This is a genomic window from Gilliamella apis, from assembly GCF_002142155.1.
GTDB classification, from domain to species: Bacteria; Pseudomonadota; Gammaproteobacteria; order Enterobacterales; family Orbaceae; genus Gilliamella; species Gilliamella apis.
The window spans coordinates 1-25395 of record NZ_NASD01000010.1 but is presented as its reverse complement, the minus strand read 5'-3'; the positions used below and the strand labels follow the sequence as shown (position 1 = coordinate 25395).

Annotated in this window: 20 protein-coding genes and 1 tRNA gene; 14 read left to right on the top strand and 7 right to left on the bottom strand. The window is 32.8% G+C overall.

Features of this window, described 5'->3' with window-relative positions:
• The first annotated feature begins 410 nt into the window (after positions 1-410).
• From B6C84_RS06160 to B6C84_RS06140, 5 genes are all read left to right on the top strand, one after another.
• Positions 411-1625 carry an MFS transporter gene (locus tag B6C84_RS06160; protein WP_086354111.1) on the top strand — a complete coding sequence of 405 codons (1215 nt, stop codon included), beginning with the start codon at positions 411-413 and terminating at the stop codon, positions 1623-1625.
• Positions 1626-1684: 59 nt separating this feature from the next.
• Positions 1685-2449, top strand: a complete 765-nt coding sequence (locus B6C84_RS06155; RefSeq protein ID WP_086320574.1) for an ABC transporter ATP-binding protein — start codon at positions 1685-1687, stop codon at positions 2447-2449.
• Entirely contained in the window at positions 2446-3354 is a 909-nt protein-coding gene (locus B6C84_RS06150; protein ID WP_086354110.1) for an iron-siderophore ABC transporter substrate-binding protein, read from the top strand. The genes B6C84_RS06155 and B6C84_RS06150 overlap by 4 nt, the downstream gene beginning before the upstream one ends.
• 4 nt (positions 3355-3358) lie before the next feature.
• Positions 3359-5332 (top strand): Fe(3+)-hydroxamate ABC transporter permease FhuB, encoded by a 1974-nt coding sequence (gene fhuB / locus B6C84_RS06145; protein ID WP_086354109.1) that lies wholly within the window; start codon positions 3359-3361, stop codon positions 5330-5332.
• 153 nt (positions 5333-5485) lie between these two features.
• Positions 5486-7522 (top strand): TonB-dependent siderophore receptor, encoded by a 2037-nt coding sequence (locus tag B6C84_RS06140; RefSeq protein WP_086320571.1) that lies wholly within the window; start codon positions 5486-5488, stop codon positions 7520-7522.
• A gap of 144 nt (positions 7523-7666) precedes the next feature.
• Here B6C84_RS06140 and B6C84_RS06135 read toward each other — a convergent pair whose 3' ends face one another.
• Positions 7667-8260 carry a hypothetical protein gene (locus tag B6C84_RS06135; RefSeq protein WP_086320570.1) on the bottom strand — a complete coding sequence of 198 codons (594 nt, stop codon included), beginning with the start codon at positions 8258-8260 and terminating at the stop codon, positions 7667-7669.
• A gap of 348 nt (positions 8261-8608) precedes the next feature.
• Between B6C84_RS06135 and B6C84_RS06130 the strand changes: the two genes are divergently transcribed.
• Positions 8609-9964 (top strand): SWIM zinc finger family protein, encoded by a 1356-nt coding sequence (locus B6C84_RS06130; RefSeq protein WP_086354108.1) that lies wholly within the window; start codon positions 8609-8611, stop codon positions 9962-9964.
• Entirely contained in the window at positions 9954-13271 is a 3318-nt protein-coding gene (locus B6C84_RS06125; RefSeq protein WP_086354107.1) for a FimB/Mfa2 family fimbrial subunit, read from the top strand. Before B6C84_RS06130 ends, B6C84_RS06125 begins: the two co-directional genes overlap by 11 nt.
• Positions 13272-14026: 755 nt before the next feature.
• On the opposite strand, the gene B6C84_RS06120 is transcribed toward B6C84_RS06125, so the two are convergent.
• From B6C84_RS06120 to B6C84_RS06110, 3 genes are all read right to left on the bottom strand, one after another.
• Positions 14027-14845 carry a helix-turn-helix domain-containing protein gene (locus B6C84_RS06120; RefSeq protein ID WP_086354106.1) on the bottom strand — a complete coding sequence of 273 codons (819 nt, stop codon included), beginning with the start codon at positions 14843-14845 and terminating at the stop codon, positions 14027-14029.
• Between the two features lie 837 nt (positions 14846-15682).
• On the bottom strand, positions 15683-17212 hold the full coding sequence (locus B6C84_RS06115) for a DHA2 family efflux MFS transporter permease subunit (protein ID WP_086354105.1): 1530 nt from the start codon (positions 17210-17212) through the stop codon (positions 15683-15685).
• Between the two features lie 8 nt (positions 17213-17220).
• Positions 17221-18396 carry an HlyD/EmrA/EmrK family protein gene (locus tag B6C84_RS06110; protein ID WP_081300046.1) on the bottom strand — a complete coding sequence of 392 codons (1176 nt, stop codon included), beginning with the start codon at positions 18394-18396 and terminating at the stop codon, positions 17221-17223.
• Positions 18397-18964: 568 nt separating this feature from the next.
• On the opposite strand from B6C84_RS06110, the gene B6C84_RS11560 reads away from it, so the two are divergent.
• The gene (locus tag B6C84_RS11560) at positions 18965-19120 is read left to right on the top strand and encodes a hypothetical protein (protein ID WP_165755147.1); all 156 of its coding nucleotides are present in this window, start codon (positions 18965-18967) and stop codon (positions 19118-19120) included.
• Positions 19121-19385: 265 nt separating this feature from the next.
• On the opposite strand, the gene B6C84_RS06105 is transcribed toward B6C84_RS11560, so the two are convergent.
• Positions 19386-19473, bottom strand: a tRNA-Ser gene (locus B6C84_RS06105).
• Positions 19474-19666: 193 nt separating this feature from the next.
• Between B6C84_RS06105 and B6C84_RS06100 the strand changes: the two genes are divergently transcribed.
• From B6C84_RS06100 to B6C84_RS06075, 6 genes are read left to right on the top strand one after another with little or no spacing between them, the layout of a single operon-like run.
• Positions 19667-19984 (top strand): TusE/DsrC/DsvC family sulfur relay protein, encoded by a 318-nt coding sequence (locus B6C84_RS06100; protein ID WP_034902173.1) that lies wholly within the window; start codon positions 19667-19669, stop codon positions 19982-19984.
• A gap of 21 nt (positions 19985-20005) precedes the next feature.
• Positions 20006-20299 (top strand): cell division protein FtsB, encoded by a 294-nt coding sequence (ftsB, locus tag B6C84_RS06095; protein ID WP_065614553.1) that lies wholly within the window; start codon positions 20006-20008, stop codon positions 20297-20299.
• 8 nt (positions 20300-20307) lie between these two features.
• The gene (gene ispD / locus B6C84_RS06090) at positions 20308-21003 is read left to right on the top strand and encodes a 2-C-methyl-D-erythritol 4-phosphate cytidylyltransferase (protein WP_244893529.1); all 696 of its coding nucleotides are present in this window, start codon (positions 20308-20310) and stop codon (positions 21001-21003) included.
• Positions 21004-21015: 12 nt separating this feature from the next.
• Entirely contained in the window at positions 21016-21489 is a 474-nt protein-coding gene (gene ispF, locus B6C84_RS06085) for a 2-C-methyl-D-erythritol 2,4-cyclodiphosphate synthase (RefSeq protein WP_065614554.1), read from the top strand.
• A gap of 26 nt (positions 21490-21515) precedes the next feature.
• Positions 21516-22538, top strand: coding sequence for a tRNA pseudouridine(13) synthase TruD (truD, locus tag B6C84_RS06080; protein ID WP_086354104.1), 1023 nt, complete (start codon positions 21516-21518; stop codon positions 22536-22538).
• Between the two features lie 5 nt (positions 22539-22543).
• Positions 22544-23170, top strand: a complete 627-nt coding sequence (locus B6C84_RS06075; RefSeq protein WP_086354103.1) for a protein-L-isoaspartate(D-aspartate) O-methyltransferase — start codon at positions 22544-22546, stop codon at positions 23168-23170.
• Positions 23171-23241: 71 nt separating this feature from the next.
• Here the strand turns inward: B6C84_RS06075 and pnuC are convergent, their stop codons facing one another.
• On the bottom strand, positions 23242-23946 hold the full coding sequence (gene pnuC / locus B6C84_RS06070; RefSeq protein WP_065614590.1) for a nicotinamide riboside transporter PnuC: 705 nt from the start codon (positions 23944-23946) through the stop codon (positions 23242-23244).
• Positions 23947-23951: 5 nt separating this feature from the next.
• Positions 23952-25184 carry a multifunctional transcriptional regulator/nicotinamide-nucleotide adenylyltransferase/ribosylnicotinamide kinase NadR gene (nadR, locus tag B6C84_RS06065; protein ID WP_034902156.1) on the bottom strand — a complete coding sequence of 411 codons (1233 nt, stop codon included), beginning with the start codon at positions 25182-25184 and terminating at the stop codon, positions 23952-23954.
• Between the last annotated feature and the right edge of the window lie 211 nt (positions 25185-25395).

Sequence of the window (25395 nt, the reverse complement as noted above, 5' to 3'; positions counted from 1 at the left end):
TTTTTTATTTTATATATCATTTAACTTGATTATAAATTTTAGTTATTCCTTCTGAATAAAATCAAGTTAATTTAATAATATTGATTTTTTTTAAACAGTAATTTGACAGCTTATTTTCCAATCTATATGATCGCAAATGAAAATCATTATCAATTTTAGTATATTCGGATGAAAAAGATAACTGCAAAATTTAGTTTATTTAGCTTGTGCTTTATGTCCTCATCTTCTCGATATAGAACTTATCAGCAACCACGACAAGTAGGTATTTCTGCACAAATAAACTATTAATAAATATGTTAAATATTAAATGTACGAAAAATCTAAATTTGTTTTATTTTTTACTACTAAAAAATAGTATTAATGAAAATATTATGACCACAAAATAGGTACTGCAAAAGGATAATTAGTAAATGAATGACAATGCAACAATTAAATTACCTAAAAATGTATGGTTATTATTTGTAAGTCTTTATATTACAGAATATGTTGGTATTGGCTTTTTAACTATCGCCTTAGCTTTAATCCTAAGAAAAGATGGCATGGAGTTAGACCAGTTAAGTCTTATTCCTTTAATGATGTTACCAATTGGTTTAAAAATTTTATGGGCACCTGTTATTGATAAATATTTAAAAAGACGAATATCTCATTATCGCAATTGGTTATTTATCTCTTTAACGCTAATGTTAGTATGTTTAATATTTATAGCTTTTTTAGATCCTATACAACAGTTTTATATCATTTTACCCATCATTTTTATTTTTTCGACCATGACTGCAACTCAAGAATTAGCCATATCGGGATTAGCCTGTAATATTTTTTTAGTTCAGCAACGTTATCTTATTTCAAGTATAAAAACCAGTGGTTCTATGATAGGTAATATTTTAGGCGGCGGAGTAATTTTACTACTTTATGCCTATATTGGTTGGATGGGTTGTTTATTATTAATTGCTATTTTAATTGGATTTACATTAATTCAACTTTTCTTTTTTGAAGAGTACCGTTACTGTCAAAATAAGCCAACATATGAAAATATGGATCCTCAATATTGGAAAGATCTGATTATCATCTGGAAAGGTAGAATTAATTGGTTAATTATTTTGATACTTATGCCGTTTAGTTTCCTACCGGCTTATAATCTATTATCACCAATACTTGTCGATGATGGTTGGGCATTATCAGATATTGCTATTTTATTAAAAGTATTTGGATCCATTGTTAGCTTAGTGGCTGTTATATTAGTTGCAAAAATCCTCAAACGATTATCTAGGAAACAAAGTTTAACCTATTCATTACTTTTTCATGCGTTTGCTTTACTTGCATTCATCCCGATCTCGTTAGGTTATGTTAATATTTTTAATGTCTATTTAGCCTGTTTTCTTTACTTCTTTAGTTTACCTTTAATGTCTATTGCGATTACTGCCATCATAATGGACAACTCAGATAGTTCACAGGCACGTTCTACTGCTTGTAATGCTCAATCAGCGCCAAGTTTTATATGTGGATTTATCGTAATATCACTAAGTTATTATCTGGCAAAAAAATTTGGTTATTTTCCAGTTGTAATCGGCTCAATAGTACTCGCATTTTTAAATGCATTCTATGCAAACCGAACAATGGGAAAATAGGAGCAGAATAGGTAGATAGGATAACTTTAAAGTGTAATTAGATGGATAATTAAATTAGTATGCTTATTGCTCAAGATATTGAATACCAAATTCAAGATACCCTTGTTGTTAATCATGTAACGACTCAATTTCAACCAGGGCTTGTCTATGGTATTGTTGGTCATAACGGTTCTGGCAAATCGACATTTATTAAATTATTAGCAAAGCAAATTGCCGCAACATCTGGTGTTATTACATTAGATGAAAAAGAACTCACTCACTATTCACATAAACAGCTTGCGAGAATACTAAGTTATTTACCACAATATTTGCCTACTGACATTAATCTGCCGGTTAAAGAACTGGTTAAATTAGGGCGATTTGCATGGCATGGCATAATTGAACGTTATACGGAAAAAGATTTTAAAATTGTTGATCAAGCATTAATACAAACAAATACTGCACATCTTAAAGAACGTTTTTTGAGCTCATTGTCAGGAGGAGAACGTCAACGAGTTTGGTTATCCATGTGTTTAGCACAGCAAAGTCAATATCTTTTACTTGATGAACCTCTTTCAGCGTTAGATATTAATTATCAAATTGAAGTAATGAAATTACTTCAACAGCTGGCCAAAAAGAATCAAATAACGACTATTATTGTGCTTCATGATATTAATTTGGCTAGTGAGTTTTGTGACCAGTTATTAGCTTTTAAACAAGGTCAATTAATTTATGATTTACCGACAAAACAGATGATTACGCCATCGATTTTACGGGAAATTTATGGTGTTCATTTTGAGATCATTGATCATCCTACTCGAAGTCATAAGGTTGCTTTAGCATGAAGTTCAAAATAACCTTAATTAGCTTTGTTATTGTAAGCTCTATTTTATGGATAATACATTTACCTGATAGTAATCAGGATTATGCACAATTTGATAACCCAACTAGAATTATCACTACGGATTGGACTATCGCAGAAACATTATTAGCTTTACAAGCACCTTTAGTGGGAGTAGGTGATACAAAAGAGTATGCCACGTGGGTAGGTGAACCTGTCTTAAATGATAATATTGTTGATTTAGGATTAAGATCACAACCTAATTTAGAAGTAATTGCTAATTTAAAACCCACTCTATTGATAAATTCAACTTGGACACAAAATCTGATCCCCAAAAATATTATTCCGATAAAGTTAGCTGCAATTGATTTTTACACAAATGAAGGTACAAGTTGGTCGTACATCGTACAAACAACAGAAAAATTAGCGCAACTAGTCAACAGAACTAATCAGGCTCAGATATTGATAAGCCAGACTGAAAAACAGTTTACTGATAATATTCAACGCTTAAAGACAATACCAAAGCAGTCCTATGCAGTTGTGCAATTTATTGACTCTCATCAGTTACGTATCTATGGCGCCAATAGTTTATACGGTGTGGTATTAACTAAATTGAATTTAGATAATGCATGGCAACATTCGACAAATGCATGGGGATTTAGTCAAATTAGTTTAATCGACTTAACGACATTACCCAAAAATACGAGTCTTATTATTGTTAAACCTTATCCAGCTAATGTTAATCAGCAATTAGAAAAAAATTCATTATGGCAAAAGTTGCCATTTAGTCAGCAGGGAAATTATTATATTTTACCCTCTGTGTGGGGATTTGGAGCGTTACCTTCAATGCAACGGTTTAGTTCTTCATTAACCAACGCTTTAACTAAGCAAACAGTGAATACATGGTGATTGTATGTCGGCATTGAAGAAAATCATCTTAATTAATTTATCTCTTTTTTTACTTGCTATGATAGCAATCGTTTGGATTATTGTGCATGAGTTACATCAGCCTTTTTTGCAAGTTGATTTAATTCAAGTAAGTGTATTAAAACGTATAATTCTTGTCGATAACTGGTTACCTCGCTTTACTATGGCTTTATTGGTTGGTGGGGCATTAGGTATTAGTACCATCATTCTACAGCAAGTTACTTATAATCCCTTAGCCTCTGATTCAACGTTAGCTGTAAGTAGCGGTGCTTATATTGCCCTACTTGGCACTCATCTATTTATACCATCATTATTACTTTGGTTAAGTAGTGCAATGATTGCATTTTTAGGTGGACTTGCCAGTTTACTGCTTGTGTTTATGATGTCTTATCGTAATCAATTTTTACCAATCAGGATGCTACTGTCAGGTTTGATATTAAATTTATATTTGGGAGCATTAGCCACAGCATTAGTTATATTCCATCCTGAAGCGGCTAAAAACATTTTTGCTTGGCAAGCTGGCTCATTAATTCAAGATAGTTGGCATGATGTCAAACAGATAGTTATTGTCTCTTTGATTGCATTTGCCATCTTGATTTTATTATTGCGCTCATTTGAAGTTATGCAATTAGGTGAAACTCAAGCAAAAAGCTTAGGTGTATCGGTAGTGGTTATCCGTGTTGTCTGTATTTTGTTTGTCGCTTATTTATGTGCTACAACACTAAGTTTAGTTGGGATGATTGGATTTATCGGCTTAGCCGCAGTTACCATGATTAATCAATTGCAGTTAACCAAAGCCTGGCATAAGCTTCTCTTTTCATATACAACAGCAGGATTAATTTTATTATTAACAGATTGTCTTTTAGTTATTATCCAGTTCTATTGTTCGTTTTATTTGCCTGTCGGCACAGTCAGTGCATTTATTGGAACACCTTTATTGCTTTATTTAATTTTCAAAGCGTTACCTACAACAATTAGTATATCAAATAATAACTCTTTAACTCGATGTGATTTATTAACGCCCATAAAAACAAGGGGACACTGGATATTAGCGATATTAATAATCTTAATATTATTATGGTCTAGTTTAACAATCAGTAATACACAATACGGTTTTATATCGACTGGTTGGAATCATTCTCTTTTAAACATTAAATTACCAAGAATTATCACTGCCATTTCGGCTGGAATCATGTTAAGCATGTGTGGTGTTTTACTGCAATGCATGACCCATAATTCTCTGGCTAGCCCTGATTTGTTAGGTATTAGCTCAGGTGCAGCTATTGCTATTATTGTCACAGTTATGGCGATGGGGTATGACATCATGCCACTTTGGTTGCCGGGATTATTGGGTGCTCTACTGACCTTTTTATTTATTATTGCAATTAATATTAAAAATAAATTCCAACCAGAAAAAGTGATTTTAACGGGGATAGCTTTTGCAGCTTTTTTAACGGCTCTGATTCAATTATTTTTAGTTACTGGCGATCCGCGTATTCAATATTTATTAATATGGTTATCGGGATCAACATACAGTAGTGGGCTACTAAGTAGTGTGGTGATATTTTTAGTAGCATTATTCATTTTATTTATCTTATTGATATTTTCACGACCAATAAGCTTGTTGGAATTGCCAGAAAATATGAGCAATGCATTAGGCATGAATAGCAATATTGCTCGTTTTTTATTAATTGTCGTTTCGACCATTTTAATCACTTTAGCCACATTACAAATTGGACCACTTAGTTTCATTGGTCTACTTGCACCATTAATTACTCGGATTATTGGTTATCATTTCATCCGTAGTCAATTACTCATGTCATCGCTAATTGGAAGCATATTAATGATCGCTGCTGATTGGTTAGGTCGTAATATTATGTTTCCTTACGAAATTCCAACAGGAGTCATGGCATCACTGATTGGTGGGTCTTGCTTTATCTATCTAATAAGGCGTTCTTGATAATGTCGGCTTTTTTGCAAACTTTTAAACCATATGGTCATACTATTTTTGCTATTAGTCATGATAACAATATTTTGAGCATACTGATGGCATTATTGAGGAGTTCAATGATCAATTTCACGAGCTCAGTTCATAACCAAAAAGGAGAAAACTATGAGTTATTCAACTCATTTTAAACCTAAAAAACGTATTTTAGTTTGTTCTATATTATCTGTTTTACCTATCATCGCATATGCTGAAACAACTGATACAATGGAAGTTGTTGGTTCAATGGCCAAAACAGGCACGGTCAAATTTTATGATACTCAATCGACAGATTCTATTGATGAAAAGCAGATTAAAGATAAAGACTATAAAAAAGTCGACGAAGCACTATCTTATACTTCTGGCGTATTAAATAGTTCATATGGTCATGATGGCCGCACAAATTGGTTAAAAATTAGAGGATTAGATGTTTCATTTACTTTAGACGGTATGCCTCAATTTACTTATAGTTATTTTGGTTCAACACCTGAAATTTTCGGACTGGAAAAAATAGAAGTATTAAAGGGCGCAAGTTCTCAACTATATGGTTCATCTAAACCTGGCGGTACCGTCAATATGATATCCAAACGTCCCAAAAAGGCTCCAGCTGGTGAAGTTAATGTGTTTTATGGAACACATGCACAAGTAGGAATAAATGGAGATTATAGTGGTATATTAACTGATGATGTACGATATCGATTAGTGGGTGCCTATCGAGATGAAAATGGACAACAAACCAAAACTGGATTAAAGCATTATTATTTTGCACCGAGTTTAACATGGGACATAAATGAACTAACTTCTTTAACTTTATTATCAAGTTTCCAACGTGATTTTGGCATTCCTGAAAATGGATTTTTCCCTGCTTATGGCACGCTATTTCATTCTAAATATGGGAAAGTGGCAAGGGATACTTATTACGGTGATAAAGATTTTGATAATTTTAATCGTAAATCAGAAACGGTCGGTTATGAATTTAGACATCAATTCAATAATGGACTTGTTTTTACGCAAAACTATAAATATGCTCATCAAGATTTAGATTTATCAGGTGTTTATGGTATGGATTTCACACCAACAGTTGATGGAAAAAATTATTCACGTTTTGCATATTCTCAAATAGGTATTAACAATACTCACACAATTGATAATCGCCTTTCTAAAGATTTTGAATATGGAAATTGGCGAGACACATTATTAATTGGAATTGATTATTTAAATACCAATATGAGTGGAAATAATTTTAGTGGCAGCGCTAGTACAGTGAATCGTTTTAAACCAAGATTAACTCATTCAAATATTACAGGTAGTTATTCACCTTTTAAATTAAAAGCACAAGAATTAGGTGCATATGTACAAAATCAACTGACTTTTGATAATAAACTGATTTTCAATCAAGGTATCCGTCATAGCAAAATAAAAAATGATGGATACTGGAGTGGTTCTGATTTTAATCGTGATTATAACCATAATGCCTATAATGCTGGTTTAATGTATATTTTCGATAACAATATTGCACCTTATATAAATTATTCAGAATCATTTTTGCCAGTGTATGGCTATGATAGTGTCAACAAAACAATGTATCGACCTTATGAAGCAAAACAGTGGGAAGTAGGGGGTAAGTATGAGCCTGATTGGTTAAATGGTACATTTACTCTGGCCTATTTTGATATTAAATCTCAGAATTCATTTGTTTCTAATGGGACAGGGCAAGCATCACAAACATTAGAAGCACGCAGTAAAGGTGTAGAGTTACAAATAAAGGCTGATATTACTAAAAGTATAGATATGGATTTTGCTTATACTTATACTCATGCTAAAACAGATCAAACAGCTTCATTGACAACACGTAGTTCATTAATTCCAAAACATTCTGCTTCAGCTTGGGTAAATTATAAATTTGATGGTCAGCTTGATGGGTTAACTGTTGGATCAGGGCTTCGTTATATTGGTAAAACTGTTGATGAAGTCTATTATCCAAATGAAAGTGTACCTAGTTATACCTTATGGGATGCAATGGTTAAATATCAGTTTAATAAATCATGGTCAGTACAAGTTAATGCAACTAATTTAACCGACAAAAAATATGTATCAGGTTGTAGTTATTGGTGTTATTACGGTGCGGAACGCAGTGTGGTAGGAACGCTTAACTATAAATGGTAGTTATCAACTATAAACTAACAAAATGCAAACAATTGTTTGCATTTTTTATACTATTTAAAAAAAGATATCATAAAAATAAAATAGTAAGAAAGTTTACCTTGTTGATACATTTGAACAAGTTTAAAATGAAATTATCTTTCTATATTATGGTTTGACTTTTGGTCCATAGCCCCAATCTAGAATGTATGGTTTATAATTAATATCTTGTTCATTATACTTTATAGAAGAGTCCATACCTTCCTCTTCATCTTCCTCTGACGGAATTTTACCAACAAAATCATTTAAATCACCTACTTTAGGTATTGTAGCAAATTCTTCAATAGTGACTAATTTATCATTTTTGACGTAAGTGATCTTCCAAATGTAATTTGTAGGATCTTCACCATGATAGAAAGTATCAGCAAATTTTTCTACCGGGGTTAATAATGTAGGTAATTCACCACATAGATCAGTTTCGTCGACACAAAACTCAACTAAAACTACACGATAAATATTGTTACCGACGATATATCTCGCAACCGCTTCTCTGGAATAATCGTTTTTATTAGAATAATTATTAACAATAAATACAAAGCGACCATCATCAATATCTGCTGAGTAAGTTAAATATTCTATTCCATCATTTAAAACTTCCTTCTGTTTTTTAAATATGGATATGTTTTCAGTAGTTGGGTTGGCAAATAATGGGGCTGCAAACAACAAAGATAATATAGTGATTTTTTTTAATAGTTCTTTCATGTGTTCTATTCCTATATTTTTATATGCAACAAATAATCTAAGTATGCATTTCAGTAAAGATTGTTGTTTATTGTATTTTAATTTTGTTATTGTACAAATATTTGGCGTTCAATATTGCCAATAAAATTGGTAGATAAGAGTTAAAAACAGATATTTTTCATAAAAACTCTAATATAAATAATCTTCTAATAAATAGATGCTAAAAGCAATGTTTACCTTTAAAAAAACTCACTTTTTTGTTGGTTTTTGATAAACTAATTATCAATAAACTATATAATCTTAAAAGATATCATATGTAGCATTGGTTCTATTTTAGTATTTGTTTAAATTTTTTATTTAGGAAAAACCGTGCGAGCTTTTTTTCAGCAATCAAATTTTACTGATGGAGCACTAGCTTTAGCGCTTTCGCCTGCTTTGACGCCAACAGGTATTGTTCATCATCCGGTATTTTTTTCTGGTTTTGCTCTTTACCCTCAAATTATTGCAAGAGGCTTGCTTGCATTAGCAGACATTACCTCTACGAACTATTGCCAGTATAAGCCTGAGTTTCAAAAAGATCCGGTACTTTCAGCGCAAGGTGACCGTGTAAGAGCAGAGTGTTTTTCTGCCTGTAATGGGGTATATGCACGTTTAGATTTATTAAGAGACGGCCTTGATGGAGAGATTCATCGAGGTACTACTAATGTTGATATTGGTATTGGTTTAAGACAAGCTCTTGCTAAGGTTAATAGTAAAGACAGACTTCATTTAAATATAGGTGATCAAGGGTTAGCAACACGGTATATAGAGGATAAAGGCAATCATCTCAATGGGTTAGCAAAAATCATTTTACAACGGCCTGTTCAAATGCCTAATCGGTGGATAAGAGCTTTAGGCAATATCGCTGAAATTCATAAAAACATGAAGCCAGTTTTTACAATAAAAGGACCTCAAGCACAAATGTTTGTGAGTACTCTACCTAATGTAACGAGTAAAAATCAATCTGGTTGGCTTGTATTATCGCGTTCAGGTATTAAATTAATGTCTAGAAGCGATACGCATAGTGTTTATATATCTGGCTTGCATCGTCTCAATGCACTTAAGCGCCTAATAACGAATATTAAAAGTTTAACCTTTTACTGTTTGCAAAATAACGAGCAGGGGCCATGCATGATTGAAGTAAGCCTTTTGGGTGCTCGTTTAACACTTAGCTTAACAGCTGAAACATGGCAAGGATATTCTGGTGAAGGAGCATTGTTAACCTCTTTAGTTTCATCAGTAGAACAAGAAGATTCAAAAATAGTGAATGATCTTTTACAGTTTGATGCGCTTATTAATAAAGAACAATTGTCAAATGCTTCAGCATTAGAGGCTTATCGTATTGAGCGCGCACTTGCTTATCTTGCCGTTTCTGGAAAACTTGGGTTTGATGCATATGAAGGTTCTTATTTTCATCGTGAGTTACCAGAAGATCCGAACCGAGTTTTAAAAGATAATCCACGTCTTATTGGTGCGCATAAATTAGTTGATCGGATCGAAAAAATTGATGAGATGACATGGATGGTCAATTCTACAGATGATTGTTATCGAGTGTCTATTCCTACAAATCAACTGAATTGCAATCCACAATGTACATGTACTTGGTATCTTAAAAATCAACAGAAAAAAGGCCCTTGTAAGCACGTTTTAGCTGTACAAATCAAGGAAGGTATTTATGAACTCTAAGCTTGAAGAAGCCGTTGCTATTTTTAACTCTTTGGGATGGGAAAAAGTAACTATAGATACCATATTACAGCAACCACTAGGCACAAAAGAACAACAAAAAATAGCGCTGAATGGTCTAAAAAATGGAGACTGGGAGCGTCTTATTAAAAGAGAGGCAAACAGCGATTACAGCAATGAAGGATATATTGAATGCAATCTCAAACATATCACATTGTATGCTATTAGGATTGGCGTTTCTATCACCCGTGCTCTAGAGTTTGCTTATTTTGCTGATAGGCCCTTATTACTGCCTATTATTAAGGATAAAGGTGAAAAATATGCGACTAACTTTATCAGCAAAGCTTGCGTATCCAGAAGAAGAGTATTTGAACACTCTTCAAGTGTATTTGGTGATATTGCCGTTCAACTTGTTGATCAGTTAAATTTAGCTATTCCTGAAAGCTACGAATATATGAAAGATTGGGCTGTTTATGCTGCTTTGTCTATGGGATTACCTGCTGAAGACTATTCTAGAGCAGTATCGACTCAAGAGTTACCAATACAAGAACAAATAAAACGCAGATTTTCTGAGCATATTAAAATAGGGATTGCCGTCAATGTACCTGCAACTGGACCATTCTTTTCTGTATTTATCGAAGGTGTTAAACAAGGTTGGCTCTCAAAACAAGACGCCATAGAGTTTATCTTTTTTGCGTTAGATGTTGCCAGTCGACCTGGGGATAGAAAGGTTTGGGTTAGTGCAATAGAGGAGTTAGGGATAAGTACTACAACGTTATATGAAAGAACAGCTGTTTTGATTCCTTTACTTGCCAAAGGTGAATCAGATGTAATTGCAAAAATTGCGCCTATATTGATAAAGAATGTTGATGATGAACTTTTAAATGAGGTAATGATAGCTTCATTCTCAGCAAAGGTTAAATCAACAAAACAGTTAGTTTTAAAAACAGCAATGACAAGAAAAGCCGCTAGTGATGTAGCGCAACTCACACCATGGCTGGCGATATGGTGTGACGATAAAGATAAATCTATTGCAAAGCTAGCTCGTCAATTGGCTAACCATTGGCAACTCAATTATGCACAAATTGAAGAAAGTCATACACAGGACATTAAATATCTTTGGCAAAAAACACCATCTTTGTGGACATGTCCTCAATTTGATTGGGGAAAAGTTACACCTCAAGCACTAACAGAGCTTGCCAGTGAACTGGTTAGTCGAAGAGAGTTTGTTTGTGATACTGTTGCTGAAAGATTTTTAGCTGTTGCAAATAAGATCGCTTATAACGATCCTCAATCGGCTCGAACAAGTTTGGCGGGGGTGAAACCAACATCTGTTGATGTACTACTTAATTTGATTGCTTGTTGGGTGAAAGGAATCGAACCTGAAGGCTATTGGGGAGCAGATCAGAAAGATATGGTACATGAAGTATTGCATGCTCGTAATTATGTAGTGTGCAAAAATTTAGATCAATTGCCTTGTATTTTATCAACTCCTAGTAAGAGTGATCTTTCAATTACAGTAGATGATCTTTGTAAGCGACTAGAAAAATATCAGAAAAATAAAATTCATGCACTTGAAGCGGATATATTTTTAGCTTTAACTCGTTTGGATACCAAAACACAAAGTAGTAAAAATTTAAACTTATTAAAAACGTTAAAGGTTGATGTCATTTTACAATCAGGTAAAAAAATTCCTGTTAACGCTGGTGACATGGTTTTAGCTTATCTTGATTGCCCAGTAAAAGAAGTTTTATTAGATTATAATGAGGAATATTTTTGGGATATAAAAATTCCAACCACCCCATCATTACAATACTTTCCTAAAAGGTTTGATTCTTTAGGTGATTTGACTACTAGTGCATTTTCTGTGTTTCCGCTCTGGGGTGATGCTGCTATACGACTGAGTGTTTCTTGTTTCAATGAAACGGAACATGTCAAGGGTCTCATTTTTAGGCAAATTGCTAAGAGACAAATACCGTTAACTGCTGGTGTTGCAATGAATATTCTCGCTGCACAGCGTTCAGCATCACCCCGTGCTATAGCTGATATAGCCTTAGCCGTGAATGAGGCATGGGAAAGAGGTTTACTTATACCAGGAATTGCTGATGTTTTCTTACTAGACTGGATAAATAACACTCCTTCTAAATTAGTGAGTTTAGTTGCAACATTGTCAAATATTGCACATCAAGGACTTTTATCAGTTGTATGGCCAATTTTAGATGAATTAATTTTAGCGTCTTTAAAAGCGCCGAGATTGCTAATAGGAACTGATGAAATTGTAGATGCTATGGCAGAATTTTTACCCGAAGTTCAGTTTGCAGTTACCAATGGACTTGCGTCGCCAAACCAACTGGATCTTTTAGGTTTGAGAGCTTTAGCTGAAAAAACAGGTAGTTCACGGGCAATCAGTGTAGCAAAATATATTATTACCCAATTACCAGACATTAAGTCTGTTAAATCAAAAAATTCTAATGAAGTTAATATAACTGATTTTGATAAAATTTGGCCTAAAAAAGAAAGAAACATTCCGGTACTTGATGATGGCGCTATTATCTCAATTGATTTATTTGAGCAAAGCAAATCTAATTCCGCTTTCATTTTTACATTGAAACTACCAGATATTAATGACCGTGTTTTTCATATAGTAAAAACAAATTGGTTTTTTGATTTAGAAATAGAAGGGCAATGTCAAGCATATCCGGCTCCCATGGAACACCCTAAATTTACAACAGATAGCCAAGAAAGTGTTTATTTGCATTGGGATAATGATAAAAAAGCCTTACTGGTGAGCAAATATCGAAATTGGTTAAAAAATGAAGATGGCCCATTGTCTAGTACAGAAATACCAGCATTATCGAATACTTTATTAATAATTGTTATTGGACTTCTCGCTCAAGATGGCGAGGGTGCCTATTTTGCTGAAAATTATGTTTTAACGAGTCGCATTGATGAAGAAACTGTTCGTAGAGCAATTTTACTATTTTTAAAAAATCCCATTGTAAGTCCTGCAAAACTTATTAGGTCACTAGAAAAAGAAATTAAATTTTTACCGCTACTTTGGCCTATTTTAATTGAATGTGTTCGTTTTGTTGGTAATCTTGTTAGTCGAGGGGAAAAAATACCAGTCTGGACAAATCGTATTTTAGACATATCTTTACAGTATGCCGCTTATTTGAAAGAAGCTGCATTGCGTGGTTACATCAAAGATGCTAAATGGGAAGGTCTGCACGAAATAGCTTCATCAAAATTAAAGTCAACAGCAGTTGCGAAAGCAAAACAGTTACAAGAAGCTTTGAATATTAACCTTTAATCAAAGATTGTTACAGCACTATTAAATCTATATTTATATACTTATTTATAGTGCATTATCAATTTTAATGCCTAAGTAGGATGTTATACTTTTGTAGTAGTATGCCTATTTAGGTAATAGTTTTAGTTAAAATGAGCCTTAAGCATAGCTAACTCCTCTATCCATAATCATCCAAACGAGAACAGGTTATTAATCACCCAAATATTAATGTGACGGTATACACTCCTCAATTATTTTTACAAATAAATGGTGAAGTGATACTACAGGGCAGAAAAAATAAGTAACATTACAATGAAAATGACTTATCCTGAAATCAGTTATTTCTTTACCAAAAAATTCCAGATAGAATACTTGCAAATATATATTTTTTATATAGTTATATTCTCGGTTCAACGTATATTGATTAAATTTAATTTTTTATCATAATAACGATGTGTATGAGGAATAGGTGTTCCTCTAGTTTTGTACTCAATATGAAAATGTAACATACTATCTTCAATATTTATCAAGTGTATTTTTTTCCATATTCGGATGCATTGTTAATTGTTTACATAATGATTCAAAAGAGCAATTAGTCATTTTATCTAATCTGCAAAGTATTAACTCAGTCTTAATTCATCAAGGTATAAGTGCTTGCGAATGCTTGATACCACTTAATGGTATTGCGATTAATCAAATGCAATCTTTGGTCAATATTTCTGAAACGAAGAATCTTATATTCAGTTAGTAGTATATAAACGATAATACAGTGTATTTTAGGTATGTAATGCCTGAAATACGCTGTACAAACAGTAATGTTTTCCGCATATAGTGTCTTTATTATCAATTATTAAAGCTCGTTTGAGTTGTGATGGTCTCAGCCCCAAACTAGATAAACATGTTCTACTAAAATGAGCCGAATCAGAAAATCCCATATCATTGGCTAATTTTGTCAGTGTTGTAGGGGAGTCGAGTGTATCAATTACATCCTGTAATCTTTTCCACAATAGATAACCCCTAAAATTAATACCCAACTCAGAACGAAAAAGATGAAGAAAGCGACTTTCAGAAAGGTGTATTTTTTCGGCGATTTCCCTCGATGAAATTTGCTTTATAGGTAATGATGAAATAATAGAGACTGCTTTATTAATGCGGTTATCTTGATCACATGAACAATTAGGATCTGACTCACATAATAACTTATAGACGTGATAAAGTTCAAATGGTTGGCTAACAGTAACAGATTTCATAAAATAACTGGCAATTTTTAATGCTTCTTCTTTAGTAAGAAAATAAACAGGATTAGTTTCAGTAAAATGCGATAATAAGTGATAATAGGGGTTTTCTGGGTCAATAAGCAAATTAATACAACAGACATCTGGTGCGCTCAGTTTATGGGGAACATTTGATTGAATAATAAAACCAAACACATCTTTTTTTTCATCTGGTGTTTCTAGCTCAAAAGACATATTGTGCAATGATATTGTCAATTGAAGAGAAGGGTGACGATGCCAATCCGTCGTGATATTGTTTATGAAAAGCAATGTAGATAAATTTTGTCGGTGCACTTTAACTAACAAATCATTGTCTAACATGATATTTTATCCTTGCTAAATAAACATCCTTGTCATTAAAAACAGTAACATAAACCATATTTAAAGACTATATATATACGTAATTCGATTAACTTAAACTAACTAAAGGATAACACATATCATATATAAAGTTAATCAAGAACAATACAAACGTATTTTTGGCTATTTTAAACCTATCACCAAAAACTTTATTATAGGATCGCAAAATATTTCGCAATCTTTTGGCCATTTTTCAGTAGATAATTTTAATATTAATAATTTTGATGATTTACCATTAAAATTAAAAAAAGATATTCAATACTTTCCAGTAAGAAGAAAAATAGAGTTCTTAGCTGGTAGAGTGTGTTCTGCTATGGCATTAGAAAACTTATTGCGCGAGGGAGAATATTACTGGAGACTAAAAAGTTCCAACGGAGCCGTTTTATGACCTAAAAACATAGCTGGTTCAATATTTCACTCTAATAATTTTGTAACTGCGGTTACAATAAAACACTCAAATGAGGTTCAAAGCATAGGAGTTGATATAGAAAAAATAATGTCCACTCAAAAAGCAATTGATTTAAGTCAAACGATCCTAAAATGCCCTACTCCCAGTGACATGATAATGGACATAACACATTACATTACTTTAGTATTTTCAGCCCAAGAGCGTTTATATAAGGCGTTTAGCTAAACTGGTATTACACTTTCATATGAAGATATTTTTTGCATAGGTATAAACAAAGAAAAAAACATGTACATTACATGTAGGTAATCCGATCAATAAAGTTTTTGAAGTTCATTTTTATTTTTCGAAATATTATAATCTTGTTATGACTTACGTACTTATATAACCAACTATTTTTCTATTTCATTCTTTGATGTAATGGTTGATTTTGCAAACCAAACAACTATGATTAATAGTAGAAAAATAATTCCATATAGCCAAAAAATTTCGTTGGTTGCGATTACCAGCCCCTGATTAGTAATATTTTGTGCTAGTTTTGCCGAAGCTTGAGTTTCAGAAAAACCTTGCAACTGAAACTGCTGATATGTGTATTCTAGCGTTTGTATATTTTGATTCATTAGATCAGTTAGTTGGTTGTGATGAATTGCTTCGCGATGTTCCCATAATGAATTTGTTAAAGAAGTACCAATGGAAGTAGATAATGTTCTAAAAAAATTAAATAAACTTCCTGCAGCCGCTAACTTGTGCGAAGGTATATCAGTTAAAATTATTATATTCAAAGGCATAACAAAGCAGGCTATCGCAAATCCTTGAAAGAATTGGGGCCATGCAGAACTCGAAAAATCCATATTAGGCTCAAATGAGTAAGCTCTCCAAAAAAAGCACAAAGCAAAAACAATGAAACCAAAAGTCACAAGCTTCCTCATATCTAAATAAGGAACAAAACGACCGACTATTGGAGCAAGAACAATAGGAACTAAACCGATGGGAGACAATGCTAATCCTGCCCACGTTGCAGTATAACCAAAAACTCGTTGTAATAGCTGTGGTTGCATAACTAATGTGCCTATATGTAGCAAAAATGCCAAACTTATGCAAATTGTCCCTACTGTAAAATTTCTTGATTTAAATAAAGATAGATCAACAATAGGATGATTCGATGTCATTTCCCAAAGAACAAAAAAAGATAGTGTTACTAACGCTATCACAGATAAAATAATAATTTCAGATGAATTAAACCAATCCAGTTCTTTCCCTCTATCTAAAATAAGCTGTAAACTACCAACACCAAATATTAATAAAGCAAGCCCGATAGTATCTATTCGAGATTTACTTATTTCTGTTTCTCGTCCTTTTAATAATATTTTAGTACTTATCCAAGCTATTAGACCAATTGGCACATTTAGTAAAAAAATCCAGCCCCAAAATAAATTGTCACTTATCCATCCACCCAAAATAGGTCCGCAGACGGGAGCAATAATAATAGTCATCGACCATATTGCTAAAGACATATTTTTTTTGGAATCTGGAGAGTTAGCTAATAATAAGCTTTGAGAAAGAGGAATAATTGGTCCAGAAACCGCACCTTGTAGTACTCGTGAAATAATTAACATTTCAAGGCTGTTGGAGACACCACATAACCAAGAAGCAAATACAAACAACAAAATTGAAAACAAAAATAATTTAACTTCTCCAAAGTACTTAGCTAGCCATCCAGATATAGGAATTGAAATGGCATTGGATACGGCAAATGATGTAATTACCCATGTTGCTTGGCTACTTGATGTTCCTAGGTTTCCAGCAATAGTAGAGAGTGCTACATTGGCAATTGTTAAATCTAAAATTTGTAAGAAGGCCACTGTTGCCAATGCAACAATAAGCCCAATTAATTTTGCACCTGATAGATATAATGGTGACATTTTATGATTCACTGAATATTACTCTCTAAAATTAAGTTATTTTGCATAATTTCTCGTACTAGTTGCTCGAATTCATCTAAGTCGTAAGCAAGTACATCTGTTTGATATTTAATTTCTTGAGGTGAAATATCAGTAAGTAATTTTCCACTTACATCACTGGTATCCACTGTTACATACATAGATAACCCTACCCGTAATGGATATTCCTTAATTTGCTCTTTATTCAATTCAATACGAACAGGTAAACGCTGAACTACTTTAATCCAATTTCCTGTTGCATTTTGTGCTGGTAATAACGAAAATGCACTTCCCGTTCCCATAGCAATTCCTGTAATCACCCCGTCGAATTTAATATCATCTCCATAAAAATCACTAGTTAACTTAACTTTTTGTCCTATTCGAATGTGTTTTAATTGAACTTCTTTAAAGTTAGCTTCTACCCAAACTTGATCCAAAGGAACAATAACTAATAATCGTTCTCCTCTATTAACCTGTGTTCCAACTTGGACTTGGCGCCTCGAAACATATCCAGTGACAGGGGAAACAATTGTTACTCGTTTTAAGTTAAGCCAAGCTTCCTTTAGTTTAGAAATGGCTTGCTGAATACGTGGTTGTTCTAATAATGAATTCTGCATTAATAGGGCATTATTAATTTCTAACTCTTGCTTGGAAATTTTTAAGTCATTTAACGCAATTAATACATCTTGCCTAGCATGCTCTATTTCTTCTTTTGAAATAGCATTACGAGACCAAAGGCCTTCTCTCCGAGCTAAATCTTTTTCTAATTTATCTAATGTCGCTTGCTTTAATTGAATACTTGCTGACAATTTTTCAGTTGTCAGTTTGATCTGTTGAATTTCTCTTATTACCTTGGCTAATTCATTTTTTGCATAACTAAAATTATTTTCAGCATCAATTGATTCTAATTGAGCGATAACATCTTTTTTTCTCACAAAGTCATTATCATCAACGTAAATGGAGGAGATTCCTCCGCTTATTTGAGTATGAATTGGAATTTGATTTCCCATAACATACGCATTATCTGTAGATTCTGTAAACCGAGAAAACATGTACCAAAAAATGAAGTATCCTATCCCTGAAACCAGGAAAATAACAGATAAAATAATCAATTTTTTATATCGTGTTAAACCATTGAATTGTCGGCCATCGGTGTTGTTTTCCATCGTACACTCCATTTACATTTTTTATTTTAATCATTGCTTCTATGAATAGCATCACAAAATGCTGTTTCATTAAGCAAACATTCCACCATCAATAACTAGAGTTTGACCCATAATATAATTACTCCCACAACCGAGTAAAAAATTCACAGACATAGCCACTTCCTTATTATTTTCCATTATGTTACTCCATCTCTTGTTTGGTTATTAGATTGTGAAAAGTTAATGGCATTATATAAATGGGTGAGTAATATTGTCTTGAACAAATAAGCTGACTTCATTTTATAAAAAAAAATTATTCATTTATTTAACTCTCTATATTTCAAATAGTTATTTATTCTTTGACAATTATTTTCATTTAAAAAAAAGAATGAGAGATTTAATATAGCTAGTTTATTCAATTAAATAACCATTGAATAGATATATGCTCACCCAACATATATCTATTAAAGGATATAATTCATGACTTACGACTGTGTTTAGCATCATTTCTGACTAAAAAAATATTACTGTTCTTATATTAGAAAGAGATGAACGTATAGGAGACGTCTGGCGTAGACGACCAGATAGTATGCTGTTGTTTACACCAAGAGCAATGAATCAACTAACAGGTTTAATTATGACTGGTGATCAAAAAGGGTATCCAGATAAGCATGAAGTGGCTGATTACTTAGAGTTTTACGCTCAACATAACAAATTACATGTATTGCTAAATAAAAACCAATAAAATTCCGAATAAAAAAGGAGTTAGGCTTTACTCTAAACTTACTTTTTTAATTAGTGTTTTAAATTTAAAAAAATTTCATTATTTTTTTGCTAATTCGGCTAATTTAGCCGTTTTAGCCATAAGTTAGTGCGTATTGGCTTAAAATATTGGCAGATGAGAACTTATTTAAGATTGTAAGATTATTTAACTAAAGTGGTATACTAGATGGCAGACTGAAAAAAATTCCATTTCAACTTTTTGATTTTTAGATAATATTTAAAGAAGATGGCGGAAGCGCAGAGATTCGAACTCTGGGAGGGTCGCCCCTCGCCGGTTTTCAAGACCGGTGCTTTCAACCGCTCAGCCACACTTCCGCAATGGCTGTGAATATTAAAGGAGACGGACTTGTTTGTAAATAGTAAATTTAATATTTTTTATCGACTGCTTTAATTTTCGCCAAATTCGGGCGAAATTCAACAAAACTAGATTGTTTACTCGCCAAAACTAGTGTTGCAATCTTATTAATCGAGTATAATACGCAACAAATATTAAGTTATGTTTTGAAAAATGTTAAATCAAATAGACACTGATGATAAAGGGTATTTAAAAAATTGGCAGGATTGGACTGTTGATTTAGTACCTGAATTAGCTACTTTAGAATCTATAGAGTTAACTGATGCTCACTGGGAAGTGATTTTATTTGTTCGTGATTTTTACTTAGAATATAAAACTTCACCGGCAATTCGTGCATTGGTTAAAGCAATGGAAAAAAAATTTGGTCCAGAAAAGGGCAATAGTAGGTATTTATATAAGTTATTTCCTGATGGTCCAGCTAAACAAGCAACTAAACTAGCAGGCTTACCAAAACCTGTTAAATGTATTTAAGTTAAGAGATAAATTAAACTTATGATTAGGTGGAAAATTCCATTTTTATTACTACTAGTGCTGGGTTATTTACAGTACTCATTGTGGTATGGGAAGAATAACATTTATGATTATCAAGAAAATGTGCAAATGTTACAGAATCTGCATCGAGAGAATGATATGTTGAAAGCACGTAACGAACAGATGTTTGCGGAAGTTGACGATTTGCAAAAAGGCTATGAAGCGATTGAAGAAAGAGCGCGCAGTCATTTAGGCATGGTTAAAGCCAATGAGTATTTTTATCGAATAATTATTGATTCTAAAGCAAAACAATAAGGTATTACGTGACAAATAATAGTGATATTATCGCAATCGTTCCTGCTGCAGGAGTGGGTTGTCGCATGAAAAGCCAATTACCTAAACAATATCTAAAAATTGGTCCAATGACAATATTGGAACATACTATACAAAAATTGTTAACTCATCCCAATATTTCCTGTGTAGTGGTGGTCATCAGTCCTGAGGATAAATTTTTTAATACACTTGAACTCGCATCGCAAGATAATGTTAAAGTGGCTTATGGTGGTGAAACTCGAGCTGATTCTGTTTTAGCAGGTTTAAATTTAGTTAATGATAACCAATGGGCCTTAGTTCATGATGCCGCAAGGCCATGTGTTACTCATGAAGATATTACAAAATTAATTAATCGAGTATTACACGAAAATAAGGGTGGAATATTAGCAACACCACTAAGTGATACGATTAAACAAGCTTATAGAGATAATCAAACTGTTATTGATCACTCTATCGATCGAACTTATTTATGGGGAGCTGCTACGCCGCAATTATTTAATGCTGGTGAACTTAAAACATGTTTAAGTAAAGCCTTAAAAAATAACATTGCAATTACTGATGAAGCATCGGCTATAGAGTATTGTGGTGGTCATCCATTATTGGTGGAATGTCGTCGAGATAATATAAAAATTACTCGACCAGAAGATTTAAACTTAGCATCATTTTATTTAACTAATCAAAATTAATATAGGTAGATTATGCGAATCGGTCATGGGTTTGATGTCCATAAATTTGGTGGTGAAGGGCCAATTACATTAGCTGGAGTGAAAATCCCTTATCAGTTTGGTCTTGTTGCTCATTCTGATGGTGATGTGGTATTACATGCTATTACTGATGCATTAATTGGTGCATTGGCTTTAGGAGACATTGGTAAATTATTTCCAGATACAGATCCTAAATACAAAGGTATAGATAGCCGATTATTATTGAAAGAAGTGTATGGTATTATCCAATCTAAAGGTTATAAATTAATTAATTTAGATACTACTATTATTGCACAAGAACCTAAAATGAGACCTCATGTCGATCAAATGCGGGTTAATATTGCTGAAGATTTGCAAGTTCATTTTGATCAGATTAGTGTCAAAGCAACGACGACTGAACAATTAGGTTTTACTGGCCGTAAAGAGGGTATAGCTTGTGAAGCAGTAGTGTTATTAGCAAAGAAATAGAGATAAATTAGACAATAGGCGATTACGTGTTAGCAGAGCTCAATTATTTTTATGGTAAACCAACAAGCCATGGTTTATATAAGCAACAATATGAAGATTTTATTGTTATCGAAGAACTAGGTTTTGATTTAACTGGTGAAGGTGAACATGTTTTAGTTTATCTCGAAAAGAAAGATTGTAATACGGTCTTTGTGGCTGAACAGTTAGCTAAATATGTTGGCATTTCAGCGAAAAATGTCAGTTATGCAGGTCTTAAAGATCGCCAAGCTGTTACCCAACAATGGTTTAGTTTGCATATGCCAGGGCAAGATACCCCAGATTTTTCACAATTTGATTTAACTGGTTGTCAAATATTGCAGGTTACTCGGCATAATAAAAAACTGAAAATAGGGGCTTTAAAAGGTAACCGATTTAAAATTGTTTTAAGAAATTTGACTGGTCAACAAGAAGTCGAATCAAAATTAGAGTTAATTAAACAGCATGGTGTTCCTAATTATTTTGGCGAACAACGATTTGGACGTGAGCAAAATAATATTTATCAAGCAATAAAGTGGGCTAATGGTGAAATTTCAGTTAAAGACCGTAAAAAACGAAGTTTTTATCTTTCTGCTGCACGTAGTGCTATTTTTAATGATATAGTCAGTCAAAGGATTCAACGCCAGATTCAGCAAACAGTTGTTGATGGGGATATATTACAATTATCAAAAAGTAATAGTTGGTTTTTGTCTAAAACAGAGGAATTATCACTTTTACAACAACGTTTACAAAATGGTGAGATTAATATTACCGCTCCTTTGGTGGGGGATTCAGGATTAGGTACTGAATCTATTGCTTTAACATTTGAACAAAGTTGTTTGGAAAATTGGTCTTGTTTTACTGAGTTATTTAGAAAGGAACGGGTTGAAACGATGCGACGCTCAATATTGTTACGTCCTGAGCAACTAGAGTGGCAATGGCGAGATGAAAATAACTTGGACATCAGTTTTTATTTACCTTCGGGTTGTTATGCAACAAGTGTATTACGTGAATTGATTATTGGAAATGAGTAACTTAAATGCAAAGTTTAAAAAGGCAGCAGTTGATTGACTTATTGCGTCAGCAGGGCATAAAAGATGATCGTGTTTTAGATGCTATAGCTTCAATACCACGTGAAAATTTTGTTGATGAAGCGCTTTCACATCAAGCTTATGATGATCGCTCGTTACCTATTGGTAGTGGTCAAACTATTTCTCAACCTTATATTGTTGCTAAAATGACCGAACTATTAAACTTAACGCCTAATGCTAGGGTACTTGAAATTGGTACCGGTTCAGGATATCAAACAGCAGTTTTAGCCAAACTAGTTAATCATGTTTTTTCAGTAGAAAGAATAAAAAGCTTACAATGGAATACCAAACGACGATTAAAGTTACTTGATATCCATAATATTTCAACTCGGCATGGTAATGGTTGGCAAGGTTGGCCAGAACGTGGGCCATTTGATGGCATAATTGTAACTGCAGCAGCAACCGAAGTACCTTCTAGTCTGCTGACACAACTAGCCGACAAAGGGCGGCTAGTGTTACCTGTAGGTAAAAACCAGCAAACGTTACAATTAATTGAGCGAGATGGTGATAATTTTATTACTCAGAATATAGGTGAAGTGAAATTTGTTCCGCTTATTGATGGTGATATAGAATAATGAAAAAGGAGCGAATAATTTGATTATTTGCTCCTTTTTCTATTTAACTATTCTCTTTCATTTATCGAAAATTAATTTTTCTTCTCTTTTTCTTTTTGTTCGGAAAGTTTCCACTCACAAATACCGTATACTGCATTAAACAGATAAATTAAATACTGAGTTGCGATAACAATATTGTCAGTATAAATATTTAAACTAATAACTAATACATTTAATAAGACCCATAAATACCAATTGAAAGCATATCTCATCATTAATAAAAGTTGAGCAACTACGCCTAGACCGAATATAAAGCAGTTAGTAATAAGTTGGTAGGAGGTATTTATTGCGCCGATTTCATTAGTTAAATAAATATTGAAAAAAGCAGCCGCAATGAGGAATATTAACGCATATAAAAAGGCGTTTTCATTTAAAGTACGAACTTTAACGCTTTTATTATTATCTAGATTTTTTTGCCAAGTTAATATGCCATAAATATGTGAGCCAAAATAGTAAAACGTTGGTAAACCTGCTCCAATATTGCCACCAAGGAAATTTGCACAACATTCAGCGATTACTGCTAGCATACCAAGCACATTACCTAAATTTTTGCGTTTAGCTAATAAGATTACACATAACAATCCTAAAAATGCGCCAGCGTATGATACTGCATAGCGTATATTGAAATCATTAATTGGATCCGTATATATATATGCTCCGGTGACACAAATAATACAAAACAATGGATAAAATTTATTGCGGCCAATAGCTATGACAAAATGGCTTAATTTATTCATAATCATTACTCTTCATCATTAATAAGTTGATTGACTAATTCGATACTTCGCAAATAGCGTTCTTCATAATCGGGTGAATCAATTTGGATGTATTTGATATGGTTTTTTTCTAACAATGAAATCAGCAATTGTTGAAAATCTTTTCGCTGTTTTGGACTACCTAAACTTCTTAATCCATCAGCAACCCACGGTGTGTTATTACCTAATAAGATAACTAGATCGAATCGATAATTATTGATCATAGCTTGTAAAAAAGGATGTTCTTTACCTTCATATTTTTTACAAAACGCTTGAGTGGTAATAAAATCGGTATCAATAAATGACACTTTGTTAGCATGTTTTATTGCGAAATCAATATATTGAGCATGCCCTAATGCAATTTTATCATAGTCAGCATATTGCAATGCTCGTTCATCGCCACCAAGGTGAGAAAATACATAATCACGGCCATATTCCCAAGCACTAGTGGTATTAAACATATTGGCTAATTTATTTACTAGTGTCGATTTACCGCTTGATTCACCACCAAGAATAGCTACCGTTCTCACAAAAAATGGTCTCACTTCTGTTGGTATATATTGCCAATTTTTTAATGGGGCTTGACGAATTTGAGTACCACTGACTTGCATAAATTGCCGAGTAGGATCGATAAGTACTGTGTCTAAATCGAATAAATCTTTATACATGGCTACATCTTGTGGTTCACTTGAATAGACGCAACTAGGATTAATGCCTTTTTCTTTAAATAATTTTTTGACTCTATCACTCCATTCATTCCAACCATTTGGATAAGCCGGAATACCATCTTCTTCTAAAAGTTCAATATGGATATTTTTTTGATATTTGAATGTTTGTAACAACCAACGAATCCTATCATTGATCGTTGGTTGGCGTGACATAGCACTTTCTTCAAATAACGCCATATCCCGGATAGTATCGGAACAAAGAATAATATAAAGTTCATCAACTTGGCTAATTGCACGTTGAATCAAATAAATATGACCAGTATGCAATGGATAAAATTTTCCAAAAATCACTCCAACTTTTTTATTTTTGCTAGCTAAGTCTATTTGCAAATAATGATGAAGTGATTGTAATTTCTGTGCGCTTGGATTTTTAATTTTATCATTGATCAATTGACTCAAATAACCTTTAGTCATCTGACAAGCATCAGCAACAGTCTGTAATGATAATTTTTTGCGTTTTATGGCTGCTTTTAAATAATTGAAACCATCCATACCGCCTCCTTTTTGTTTTTTATCTGTAACAAAATTTACATCATTTTTTATAAATGTTCAATATACTAAACAAAAAATAAATATTTTTGATTTGTAATTTAAATCTTATGCTGATTAAATATAAAATAATGAATATTTTTTGATCATAAAAAACTGTAGATAATTATATTTTTATTAACATGATATTTAATAGATTAATAAATAAAATCAT